General features: G+C 66.3%; 10 protein-coding genes. 2 read left to right on the top strand and 8 right to left on the bottom strand.

Annotation, left to right across the window (positions count from 1 at the left end; all coding sequences use genetic code 11):
• The first annotated feature begins 5 nt into the window (after positions 1 to 5).
• Positions 6 to 1,283 (top strand): iron uptake transporter deferrochelatase/peroxidase subunit, encoded by a 1,278-nt coding sequence (efeB, locus tag BLV49_RS15405; protein ID WP_091187521.1) that lies wholly within the window; start codon positions 6 to 8, stop codon positions 1,281 to 1,283.
• A gap of 1 nt (position 1,284) precedes the next feature.
• Here the strand turns inward: efeB and BLV49_RS15400 are convergent, their stop codons facing one another.
• The 5 genes from BLV49_RS15400 to BLV49_RS15380 form a co-directional block, all read right to left on the bottom strand.
• Positions 1,285 to 1,596, bottom strand: coding sequence for an AzlD domain-containing protein (locus BLV49_RS15400; RefSeq protein ID WP_091187519.1), 312 nt, complete (start codon positions 1,594 to 1,596; stop codon positions 1,285 to 1,287).
• Positions 1,593 to 2,297: an AzlC family ABC transporter permease gene (locus tag BLV49_RS15395; RefSeq protein WP_091187516.1), complete on the bottom strand. Its 705-nt coding sequence runs from the start codon at positions 2,295 to 2,297 to the stop codon at positions 1,593 to 1,595. The genes BLV49_RS15400 and BLV49_RS15395 overlap by 4 nt, the downstream gene beginning before the upstream one ends.
• A 1-nt stretch (position 2,298) precedes the next feature.
• Positions 2,299 to 2,733 (bottom strand): hypothetical protein, encoded by a 435-nt coding sequence (locus tag BLV49_RS15390; protein WP_143034074.1) that lies wholly within the window; start codon positions 2,731 to 2,733, stop codon positions 2,299 to 2,301.
• 60 nt (positions 2,734 to 2,793) lie between these two features.
• Positions 2,794 to 4,704 carry a translational GTPase TypA gene (gene typA, locus BLV49_RS15385; RefSeq protein ID WP_091187512.1) on the bottom strand — a complete coding sequence of 637 codons (1,911 nt, stop codon included), beginning with the start codon at positions 4,702 to 4,704 and terminating at the stop codon, positions 2,794 to 2,796.
• A 230-nt stretch (positions 4,705 to 4,934) separates the two neighbouring features.
• On the bottom strand, positions 4,935 to 6,677 hold the full coding sequence (locus tag BLV49_RS15380) for an ABC transporter ATP-binding protein (protein ID WP_091187510.1): 1,743 nt from the start codon (positions 6,675 to 6,677) through the stop codon (positions 4,935 to 4,937).
• Between the two features lie 77 nt (positions 6,678 to 6,754).
• Between BLV49_RS15380 and BLV49_RS15375 the strand changes: the two genes are divergently transcribed.
• Positions 6,755 to 7,372: a PH domain-containing protein gene (locus BLV49_RS15375; RefSeq protein ID WP_245723732.1), complete on the top strand. Its 618-nt coding sequence runs from the start codon at positions 6,755 to 6,757 to the stop codon at positions 7,370 to 7,372.
• A gap of 4 nt (positions 7,373 to 7,376) precedes the next feature.
• On the opposite strand, the gene BLV49_RS15370 is transcribed toward BLV49_RS15375, so the two are convergent.
• The 3 genes from BLV49_RS15370 to BLV49_RS15360 all read right to left on the bottom strand — a co-directional run bounded on the left by BLV49_RS15370 (position 7,377) and on the right by BLV49_RS15360 (position 11,775).
• On the bottom strand, positions 7,377 to 8,396 hold the full coding sequence (locus BLV49_RS15370) for an ABC transporter permease (RefSeq protein ID WP_091187507.1): 1,020 nt from the start codon (positions 8,394 to 8,396) through the stop codon (positions 7,377 to 7,379).
• Between the two features lie 43 nt (positions 8,397 to 8,439).
• Positions 8,440 to 9,981 carry an ABC transporter permease gene (locus tag BLV49_RS15365; RefSeq protein WP_091187505.1) on the bottom strand — a complete coding sequence of 514 codons (1,542 nt, stop codon included), beginning with the start codon at positions 9,979 to 9,981 and terminating at the stop codon, positions 8,440 to 8,442.
• A 141-nt stretch (positions 9,982 to 10,122) separates the two neighbouring features.
• Positions 10,123 to 11,775, bottom strand: coding sequence for an ABC transporter family substrate-binding protein (locus BLV49_RS15360; RefSeq protein ID WP_342706644.1), 1,653 nt, complete (start codon positions 11,773 to 11,775; stop codon positions 10,123 to 10,125).
• Positions 11,776 to 11,911: the final 136 nt, after the last annotated feature.

Here is an 11,911-nt window from a genome sequence, read left to right as displayed (position 1 = left end):
CAGCGGTGCGAGAGAACGACGAACACTCGAGGAGAGGCCTCAGCCGTCGCGGCCTGTTCGGTGTCGCGGGCCTCGCCGCGGGCGGCCTCGCCGTCGGTGGAGCCGCCGGCGCCGCCGCAGGTGCGACGCTCGCCTCAACTGACGCGAACGCGCGCTACCCGTTCTACGGCGCACACCAGTCCGGCATCGTCACTCCCGCCCAGGACCGGCTGCACTTCGCCGCGTTCGACATCGCCGCGTCGTGCGATCGCGCGGGCCTCATCTCGCTGCTCACGGACTGGTCGGATGCCGCGGCGCGCATGACCGCGGGAGAGGACGTCGGCCAGGACGGCGCGACGGGCGGCCCGCTGCAGGCGCCGCCCGAGGACACAGGCGAAGCCTTGGGCCTCCCGGCATCCGCCCTGACCATCACGATCGGCTTCGGCCCGAGCCTGTTCACCGACGCCGACGGCGCCGACAGGTTCGGCATCGCCGACCGTCGACCTTCCGCGCTCGTCGACCTGCCGCACTTCTCCGGTGACATACTCGACCCGGCCATCTCCGGCGGCGATGTGTGCATCCAGGCGTGCGCCGACGACCCGCAGGTCGCGGTGCACGCCATCCGCAACCTCTCGCGCATCGCGTTCGGTCGCGCCGCACTGCGCTGGTCGCAGCTCGGCTTCGGGCGCACTTCGTCCACGTCAACCAGCCAGCAGACGCCGCGGAACCTCTTCGGCTTCAAAGACGGCACCGCCAACGTGAAGGCGGAGAACGGCGACGACGTCCAGACGGCTGTCTGGGCCGACGCGGCCGACGGAACCGAGTGGATGGCGGGAGGCTCATACCTGGTCACGCGGAAGATCCGCATGATCATCGAGACCTGGGACCGTGCCTCGCTCGGCGAGCAGCAGCGGATCATCGGCCGCACGAAGGGCGAGGGCGCTCCGCTCAGCGGCGGCACAGAATTCACCGAGCCCGACTTCGACCGCACCGTCGACGGCGCGCCCGCGATCGACCCGCACTCGCACGTGCACCTCGCCCACCCGAGTGTCAACGAGAAGGCGATGCTCCTGCGCCGCGGCTACAACTACGTGGAGGGCAACGACGAGCTCGGTCGGCTCAACGCCGGACTGTTCTTCATGGCGTATCAGCGCGACCCGCGCCGCCAGTTCATCCCCATCCAGCGGCGCCTGGCGGCGAACGATCTCATGAACGAGTACGTGCGGCACGTGAGCTCGGCGATCTTCGCCGTGCCGCCGGGGGCCGCGGAGGGCGGGTTCGTCGGCTCCGGCCTGTTCGGCTGAGTCAGGGCATCCCGGCAAGCCGCAAGAGCGCGGCCGCGACCGCCGCTCCGACCACGACAACGAGGAACGGCGCCCGCAGCAGGAGCAGCACGGCCGCCACGCCGAGCGCCGGCAGCCGGGCGTCCACGACGATCCCTTCCCCTGCGCCGAGCGACTGAACGGCGATGAGCGCCGCGAGCATCGCCACAGTCGTGAGCTCGACGATGCGCGAGACGATGGGCGCCTCGAGCAGCCGCGGTGGGATCGCGTATCCGGCGAGCTTGAGGGCGACGCAGGCGATGGATGCCGCGAGCACGATGTGCCACAGAGTCATGCGGGCTTCTCCCCCGCGTGCGAGAACCAGTTGAACGCGCCGACGACGATGGCGACGACGGCGGCGAGGATGACGGGGAGCCCGGCGGGCAGCACGGGCGTCGTGCACGCGGCGACGACAGCGGCTCCGACAGCGACGGCGACGGGCTGCAGCCGGGTGAGCCGCGGCCACAGCAGCGCAAGGAAGGCGGCAGCGGCGGCGGCGTCGAGCCCGTACGCGCGAGTGTCGCCGAGAACGTCGCCGATGAGGGCGCCGAGAAGCGTCGTGATGTTCCAGCCGATGAACACGGCCAGACCCGTCGCCCAGAAGCCGATGCGGCGCGAGCTCGCATCGTGCTGCGCGAGCGCGACAGCGGTCGACTCGTCGATCGTGACCCACGCGGCGGCGACGGAGCGCCAGAGTCCCCCGCCGACGACGGTCTTCATGCGCATCCCGTAAGCGGCGTTGCGCACGCCGAGCAGCGCGGCGCTCGCGATCGCCGCGGGTCCAGAGGCCGTGCCGCCGGAGGCGAGCACGCCGACGAGAGCGAACTGCGAGCCGCCCGTGAACATGAACAGGCTCAGGACGCAGGTCTGCCAGATGTCAAGGCCGGATGCCACGGACAGGGCGCCGAACGAGACGCCGTATGCCGCCGTGGCGGCGCCGACGGCGAGCCCCTGCCGCACGGCAGGGTGTCGTGAGAGCGGAACCTCGTCTGTCACGTCAGCCTCGCGGGCTGACAGCGTAGACGACGCTTCCGTCCGTTCCGACGAGTGTCACGTCGAAGCCCGCGCCGGACAGCGTCGCGACGCTGCCGACGTTCTGCTGCGCGACGGCGTTGTGCACCGTGAACCCGGCGGCGAGCAGCTTGTCCTCGGCGCTGTCCGCCGTGACGCTTCCGGTCACGACGACGACCCAGTGGGTGTCGGCGCCCTTTCCCTTCGTGCCGCCGCGCACATCCCCCGCGACGATCGGGACCTCGTCGGACGGGAAGCCCGTGGGCACGCCGTCTGACAGCTCGACGTCTCCGCCGGTCGCCTGCTTGACGGCATCCTGAACGCTCTGCGTCACCGTCTGCTCGATGAGGCTGCAGCCGGCCGCGGCAGGGAGCACAGCAGCGCACAAGGCGAGGACGGCGACACGGGCACTACGACGCAAGATCACGATTGTCCAGCGTACCGATCGACCCTGAGCCGCACCCGAGCGCCGGCCGCCGTGTCAGCTCTCGGACTGGCGCTTCAGGCGAGCGGTCTGGCGGCCGCGCGCCGTCTGGTCGAGGATGACCTTGCGGATGCGGACGTGGTCGGGAGTGACCTCGACGCACTCGTCCTCACGAGCGAACTCGAGGCACTCCTCGAGGGACAGCTGACGCGAGGGCGTCATCGACTCGAAGGTGTCAGCCGTCGACGAACGCATGTTCGTGAGCTTCTTCTCCTTCGTGATGTTGACGTCCATGTCGTCGGCGCGAGAGTTCTCGCCGATGACCATTCCCTCGTAGACCTCTTCCGTCGGGTTGACGAAGAATGTCATGCGCTCCTGCAGGTTCACGATCGCGAACGGCGTGACGACGCCCGCGCGATCGGCGACGATCGAGCCGTTGCTGCGCGTCGCGATCGTGCCGGCCCATTCGCCGTAGCCGTGCGAGATCGTGTTCGCGATTCCCGTGCCGCGCGTCGTGGTCATGAACTCGGAGCGGAAGCCGATGAGGCCGCGGCTCGGCACGATGAACTCCATGCGCACCCAGCCGGTGCCGTGGTTCGACATGCCCTCCATGCGGCCCTTGCGACCGGCGAGCAGCTGCGTGATCGCGCCGAGATACTCCTCGGGAGCGTCGATCGTGAGTTCCTCGTAGGGCTCGTGGACCTTGCCGTCGATGGTCTTCGTGACCACCTGCGGCTTGCCGACGGTGAGCTCGTAGCCTTCGCGGCGCATCTGCTCGACGAGGATGGCGAGAGCGAGTTCGCCGCGACCCTGCACTTCCCACGCGTCGGGACGACCGATGTCGAGGACCTTGAGGGAGACGTTTCCGACGAGTTCGCGGTCGAGGCGGTCCTTGACCATGCGGGCGGTCAGCTTGTGCCCCTTGACCTTGCCCATGAGCGGGGAGGTGTTGGTGCCGATCGTCATCGAGATCGCCGGGTCGTCGACGTGGATGACGGGAAGCGGGCGCACGTCGTCGGGGTCGCAGAGGGTGTCGCCGATCATGATGTCGGGGAAGCCGGCGACGGCGACGATGTCGCCGGGGCCCGCGCTCTCGGCCGGGTAGCGGTCGAGGGCCTTCGTCATGAGCAGTTCGGTGATGCGGACGTTCGAGACGCTGCCGTCCTTCTTCACCCAGGCGACGGTCTGCCCCTTGGTGATCGTGCCCTGGAAGATGCGGAGCAGCGCGAGACGGCCGAGGAACGGCGACGCGTCGAGGTTGGTGACGTGCGCCTGGAGCGGGTGCTCGTCGTCGTAGGTGGGAGCCGGGATGTGCTCGAGAATCGCCTCGAACAGCGGCTCGAGGTTGTCGTTTTCGGGAAGCGTGCCATCGGCAGGCTTCTCCAAGGAGGCGCGACCGGCCTTTCCGGACGCGTAGACAACCGGAACGTCGAGGATCGCGTCGATGTCGAGGTCGGGCATGTCCTCGGCGATGTCGCTCGCGAGTCCGAGCAGCAGGTCCTGGCTCTCCGAGACGACGTCGTCGATGCGCGCGTCGCCTCGGTCGGTCTTGTTCACGAGCAGGATGACGGGCAGCTTTGCCTCGAGCGCCTTGCGGAGCACGAAACGCGTCTGCGGGAGCGGCCCCTCGCTCGCGTCGACGAGGAGGACGACGCCGTCGACCATGGAGAGGCCGCGCTCGACCTCGCCGCCGAAGTCGGCGTGCCCGGGCGTGTCGATGACGTTGATCGTGACAGGGCCGTGGGTTGCGTGGACGCCGTTGTACGAGATCGCCGTGTTCTTGGCGAGGATCGTGATGCCTTTTTCGCGCTCGAGCTCGTTCGAGTCCATGGCGCGCTCTTCGACGTGCTCGTGTTCGGAGAACGAGCCGGTCTGACGCAGCATGGCGTCGACCAGGGTGGTCTTTCCGTGGTCGACGTGCGCGACGATCGCCACGTTCCGGAGGGTTTCACGCGTGGCGATGGCCATAGCTGTGTCCTGTCCTGCAGTGTGTGCGGTTGGGTGCGCCTGGAGCGAAGGGCTCACGGCCGAGTGTGTCGTGGCCGCGGCCGACGACATTGACGAGGCGCTGAATGGGAAGATCCGGCTGGGACCGTGAAGCGGCCCAACGATTCATTCTACTCCCTTGCGCGCGCTCCAGCTTCGCGTGCGCTGAGCGGAGCGAGGCCCGACGGTGGCGGGCCCGCCCCGAGAGTGAGCTACTCGTCGGTCTCGGCGAGGATGCGGCGACGGAATTCGCGGCGCTCGCGCTGCAGGTCCGGGTCCGGAACCGGGATCGCGGCGATGAGCCGCTGCGTGTACGGGTCCTTGGGTGCGCGCAGGATCTGATCGCGCGTTCCCTCCTCAGCGATCTTTCCGTGGTGGAGCACGATGATCCGGTCTGCCATCGAGTCGACGACGGCGAGGTCGTGACTGATGAACAGGCACGCGAAGCCCATCTCGGCCTGAAGCTCCCTGAGCAGGTCGAGAACGGTCGCCTGCACGGACACGTCGAGAGCCGAGGTGGGCTCGTCGGCGACCAGCAGCTGCGGGCTCAGCGAGAGGGCGCGCGCGATGCCGACGCGCTGCTTCTGCCCGCCGGAGAGCTCGTGCGGGAAGCGGTTCCGGTACGAGCGCGCGAGGTTGACGCTGTCGAGCAGCTTCTCGACGCGGCGGTCGAGCTCTGCTCCCTTCGCCTCACCGGCGAGGAACAGGGGTTCTCCGATGCTCTCACCGATCGGGAGCCGCGGGTTGAGCGACGACGACGGGTCCTGGAAGACGATGCCGACCTTGCGCCGCAGGGACTTGATCGTGCGTCGATCCCCTCGGGAGATGTCGGTGTCGGCCACGGTGAGCCGTCCGGCGGCGATCGGCTGCAGTCCGATGGCCGCACGGCCGATCGTGGACTTGCCCGATCCGGACTCGCCGACGAGGCCCATCACCTCTCCCGCGCGGACCGTGAAGCTCACGTCATCGACGGCGCGGAAGGCTCCGAGTTTCCCCTTCTTGCCGTATTCGACGCTCACGTTCTCGAGCGTGAGTACGGGGTGCGCGTTCGCGAACGGGTCGACCGTGATCACGTCGGTCGCGGTGCGCTCGTTGGCGGCGGCGGCGAGCGTCTTCGAGATGTCGACTTCCTCGCCTTCCTCACCGCCCGTGCCGAGGTGGGGAACCGCGTCGAGCAGGGCGCGCGTGTAGGGATGCTGCGGATTGTTGAAGATGCTGTTGACGTCTCCCTGCTCGACGATCTCGCCTTCCTTCATGACGACGATCCAGTCGGCGAGGTCCGCGACGACACCCATGTCGTGGGTGATGAGAAGCACAGCACTCCCGAGCCGGTCGCGCAGGTCGCGCATGAGCTCGAGGATCTCCGCCTGCACCGTCACGTCGAGAGCCGTTGTGGGCTCGTCCGCGATGAGCAGTTTGGGGTCGAGCACGAGGGACTGCGCGATCATCGCGCGCTGCCGCTGCCCGCCGGAAAGCTGGTGCGGATAGGAGTTGAACGCCTTCTCGGGGTCGGGCAGCTCGACGAGTCGCAGCAGTTCCATCGCGCGCGCCGACGCTTCGCTCGGCGTCTGGTTCGTGTGGGCGCGGATCGCCTCGACGATCTGGAATCCGATCGTGAACACCGGGTTCAGTGCGGTCATGGGCTCCTGGAAGATCGCGGCGACGCGGTTTCCGCGGATTGTGCGCATCTTGCGCGACGGCAGACCGACGAGCTCCTCTCCTTCGAGCTTGATGCTGCCCCGAACGCGTGCGGTCTCCGGCAGGAGGTCAAGGATCGCCATCGAGCTCGCGCTCTTTCCGGATCCCGACTCGCCGACGACGGCAACGACTTGCCCCTCGTCGATCGAATACGTGAGGTGCTTGGCGGCCGGTGTCCACACCTGGTCCACGGCGAAGTCGACGGAGAGGTCGGTGATCTCGAGTACCGGGGAACGCCCGTTCGTGGGGGTGGTCATGAGCGTGTCTTCCTGTGCGTGCGGCTTGTGGCCGTTGCCATTACGTTCCAGTGGTGCGTGCATGGCACCATGTTGGGGTGACTACAAGCGTGGACTCCGCGAGCTTCGTCTCCCGTTTCAATCGAATTCTGTGCGTCGTCTGCTGGGCCCTCACGGCCGGCGCTGCCGCGGCCGTGATCTGGCTCGCGGTCATCGGCATGCCGATTCGGCTCGCCCTGCTTGTGCCGCTCGGCGCCATCGCGGCAGCCGCGTTCGTGTGCCTGTGGCGCCCCGGCCTCACCGTCGATGACGATGCGATCACTGTCAACAACGTGTTCGCTACCACGCACATCCCGTGGCACTCGCTCATCAACGTCGACACGAAGTACGCGCTGACGCTCTTCACGCCCGGTCGTCGGATTCCCGTGACCGCGGCTCCCGCACCGGGCAGCATCACCGCGTTCCGTCTCGCCCGCAAGGAAGGCAAGTCGCGCCGGGATCTGGTGTCCTCGTCGCGCCCCGGCGATCTGCGCGGCACTGACTCGGGCGATGCGGCTCGCCTCGTGCGTGACCGGTGGGAGTCCCTCAAACGAGCGGGCCGCATCGAACTCGGACGCGCTGACGAGGCCATGCTGGAGCGTCATCCGAATCGCGGCACGATCGTGACTCTCACGGCGGGTGTGGTGTTGAGCGTCGCGGCGCTTGTACTGCAGTGACGTCTCAGTCATGGGCGCCCTTCGCCCGGTCGGCGAACTCCCGCATCTTGCGTCGCTTGAATCGCTTCTGACGGGGGTCGAAGGCGTCACGGAGACCGTCGCCGACGAAGTTCACGAGAAGCGCGAGGCTCACGATGAACACGGCGGGCCACCAGTACAGCCAGGGCCGCGTCGAGAACGCTGACTGGTTGTCGGAGATCAACCGCCCCAGCGACACCTCGGGCGCGTGGATGCCGTAACCGAGGTAGCTCAGTGCCGTCTCGAGCAGGATCGCCGTCGCAGCGAGCAGCGTGGCCGAGACGATGACGACCCCGATCGCGTTGGGGAGGATGTGCTTGAAGATGATGCGGGCGTCACTCGCTCCCGCGACGCGCGCCGCCTCGACGAACTCGCGCTCACGAAGCGTGAGGAACTCGCCGCGCACGAGTCGGGCGATGCTCATCCACGTCACGAGGGCGAGGAGGACGCCGAGCACCCAGACGCCGAGGCCGCCAGCGGTGCGACCGACGACGGCGCCGATGACGAGCGCGGGGATGACGATGAAGATGTCAGTGATGCGCATGAGAACCGCGTCGACCCAGCCGCGGTAGTAGCCCGCGACGGCGCCGACGACGGTTCCGACGATCGTGCCGACGCCGCCGATGAGGATCATGACGAGCACCGAGTTCTGCACGCCTCGCATCGTCATGGCGAAATAGTCCTGGCCGATGCGGCTCTGGCCGAACGGATGCTCGCCGAGCGAGATTCCGTTGCCGCCCAGCCACGTCGGAAGGAATGACAGAGTCGGGTGTCCCGCGTTGAGCTGCGGGTTCAGGTCGCTGTAGTTGTACTTCCACCAGCCGGGAATCGGACCGAGACCGATTGCCGAGATCGAGAACACGATGATCGCGACGTACAGCACGAGGCACACCATGGACATCTTGTTGGTGACGAACCGGCGGAAGATGAGCCGGCCCTGGTTCTCTCCCTTGACGTCCTCCTGGGTGGGGATGGCGTCTGCGGGCTCGGGAGTCATTGTGGACATTGTGAGTCCTCTCGACGATGCGTCGGGTCGATGCGGGCGATCATCAGTGCACTCTCACTCGGGGGTCGAGAGCGGCGTACATCAGATCGGCGATGAAGTTGAAGGCGATGGCGACGATGGCGATCACGAGGAAGTAGCCCATGACCGGGTTGAGATCGACGCGTTGCAGCGAGGTGTTGAACAGCTGCCCCATGCCGGGAATCGAGAACACGAACTCCGTGATCACAGCTCCACCGAGCAGGTTCCCGACGTCGACGGCGATGAGCGTCGCGATCGGGATGAGCATGTTCCGGAAAGCGTGGCGCACGATGACCGTGCGCTCGGGAAGACCCTTGGCGCGCGCCGTCCGGATGTAGTCCTGATTCATGACCTCGAGCAGGCCGGAACGGGCGTAGCGCGTGTACCCGGCGAACGAGATGAGAAGCAGCGAGATCGTGGGCAGCAGCAGGTGCGTGAAGGAATCGAGGCCGCTGACCCAGAAGTCACCGCTGAATCCGGGCGTCTGAGAGCCCACTGTCGCGATGGGGCGGTTGTTGATGCGCGGGTTCGACATGTAGACGGGCCACGCCTGCATGAACCGATCGACCACGACCAGGGCGGCCGAGAGGACGCCCGTGATCGCGCTGACCTTGATCACCTGGGAGCGATCGTTCCCGCCGGCGAAGTATCCGATAGCGAGGCTCACAATGAGCGTGACGACGCCGAGGATGAGGATCGTGCCGATCGTCGACACGTCGAACAGGCCCTGCAGCGCGAAGTACGAGACGTAGGCGATGAGACCGTTGACTCCCGCGACGATCATCGTCCGGCGGTGCGAGAGTCCCGCGATCGTCGCTGTGGTGCCCACGGCGACCGCTGCAATGAGAAGAAGCAGTCCGACCGGTCCGAACCCGGGGTTGATGAACCAGTTCGTGAGCGACATGTAGGCCAGAAGCGCGGCGGTCGCGACGGCGGAGACGGCGAAGACGATGGCTCGACGCCGCAGGTCGCCGCCGATGAAGACCTGCCAGATCAGTCCGAGCACGATGGCGATCAGGGCGATGGCGATCACGCTCAGCGTCGGATCGCGTTGCAGGAAGTCGTTGAAGTCGATCGCGATGAATTCCTTGAGCAGCACCGCGACGAGGAATGACGGAAGCGAGTAGAGGAAGAAGCTGACGAACGTCATGCTGAAGTCGAAACCGCTGTACTGCCGGAGGGCCGTCGCGATGCCGACGATGATGCCGAGGATGATCGCGACGACGAGGGAGATCGTGACGAGCTGGATCGTCGACCACATCGCCGTCGGCAGGATCGTCGTGACTTCGGCGTTGGACAGCGTGAGACCGAGGTCGCACATGTTGGCGAATGGGACCAGGCATCCGGCAGCGCCGCCGAGCCAGAGGAACCATCGAAGCGGTGGGGGGACGTTCAGATCCAGCGCCTGAACGCGCGCGGCAATCAGCTGGTCTTTGTTGGGGGCGTTGCTGCCCCGGAGGTCCATGAGGGGATCACCCGAGTTCGCGACGAGGACGTACATGATGAACGACGCCGCGATGAGGATCAGGATGGAGACGAGGATGCGTCTCAGGATGTAACTGACCATGTTGTGGAATCTCTCGCGTTGGTGCACGACGACAGGGTTAGACCTCGTGCGAGCGAATCAAGTGTAGACAAGGATGTGCCCCTTGTCGTAGCGGGGCGCCGCAATGCTGGACATTGCGGCGCCCCGATGTAACAGACTAGATCACTTCGTGAGGGTCCAGTCCTGAGCGTTCCAGACGAGACCCGTCTGGTTGCCCATGTACTTGATTCCATCAATCGTGCCGTTGCTCGCGAACAGACCGGGCAGCTGGAACAGCGGCAGACCGTAGAAGTCCTTCGCCGTGGCAGCGTCGATCTTGATCTTGATCTGGGCCAGCTCGTCCGGGTCCAGGGTCACCTGGCTCTGGTCGACGAGCTTGTCGACCTCGGCGTCGCTGTAGTGGTTGTAGTTTCCGCCACCGCGGGTCTTGAAGATCTGCGGGAGGGCGGCGCTACCGGCACCGGGCGAGATCCAGCCGAAGATGGATGCATCGTAGTCGTTGCTGGTGAGCAGCGAGCCCCAGTCCTTCGAACCGGCGTCGACGACCTTGAATCCGGCCTTCTCAGCGCTGTTCTTGATCGCCTGGAACGAGTCGACACGGTTCGGGTTCTCGGTGTTGTAGAGGATCCGGACGGTCGGGGTCGCGCCGTTCAGCAGCGCCTTGGCGCCGTCGATGTCAGGCTCGTTGTACTGGTCGTAGCCGCTGGCAGCGACAGCGTCCTTGTACTCCTTGTTCGCGGGCAGGAAGATCTGCGAGTTCAGGACCTCAGCCTTGTCGTTGATCGGCGTGATGATCGAGTCGAGGATCTGCTGGCGCGGGACGGTCTTCATGAACGCCTCGCGAACCTTCGGGTCCTTGAACGTCTCGGTTCCGAAGTTGAGGTCGAGGTGGTCGTAGGAGACCTGGTCGCCCTGGAACAGCTCGGCGTTCATCTTCTCGAGAGCCGTCAGCGTGTCGGCCGAAGGCTGCGGGTAGATCGCGTTGACCTCACCGTTCTGGAGAGCCGTGATCTGTGCGTTGGTGTCACCGATGAAGCGGATGATCAGCTTGTCGTAAGCCGGCTCGTTGTCGCCCTTGTACTCAGGGTTCTTCTCGAGCGTGATCGACTGCTCCGGCGTGAAGGCGCTGACGACGAACGGGCCGCTCGAAACGAGAAGCGAGTCGTCCTTCGGCATCGAGGTCACGTCGTATCCGGTGTTCCAGAAGTCCGCGATCTTCTTCAGGGTGTCGTTGGGCTTGGCCGGGTTCGCCGGGTCGCCCTTCGGGGTGTCCTTGAAGAGCTTGATCATGTCCTCAAGCGAGATGCCGGCGTGGTCAGCGGCAACGTGCGCGGGCTTGCCCATCATGTTGACGAGCTCCCAGTCCACGAACGGCTCCGAGTACTTGATCGTGAGCGACAGGTTGTCGTCGCTGATCTCCGGGAAGTCCGTCATGTCGAGACCCGTCGTGCTTCCCGCGAGCGAGAAGTACTGCGTGCCCTTCGAGACTTCGCCCGTCTCGGGATCGAGCGTCGCGTCGTCGAACCAGCCCGAGTTGACGACCCATGCGAAGAGCATGTCATCAGCGGTGATGGGCTCACCGTCGGACCACTTGAGTCCGTCCTTGAGCGTGTACTTCACGGTGAGCGGGTCGTCGGAGGTCTTCTCCATGGTGCCGAAGCTCTCTTGCTTCACGACCTCATAGCTGGGGTCGAGCGTCTCGAAGCTTCCGAGGCCGAGTCCGCCGGAGATGCCGGTCAAGTAGCCGACCATTCCGTTGGTGTCGAGGTTCGACTGGGGCGTGTCGCCGTTGAACGAGGTGAAGGCGTTTGTCACCGCGATGGTGATCGTCCCGCCCCCACTGCTCTTGCCCGAACCTCCGTTGTCTGTGTTGCTTGCCGTACAGCCGGCAAGCGCGAGCGCGGCAACGCCCGCGACAGCTGTTGCTGTCAGCAGACGCGACCGTCGCGAT

Origin of the sequence: Paramicrobacterium humi, from assembly GCF_900105715.1 — a bacterium.
Lineage (GTDB): Bacteria > Actinomycetota > Actinomycetes > Actinomycetales > Microbacteriaceae > Paramicrobacterium > Paramicrobacterium humi.
This window is presented reverse-complemented; position numbering and strand designations above follow the sequence as displayed.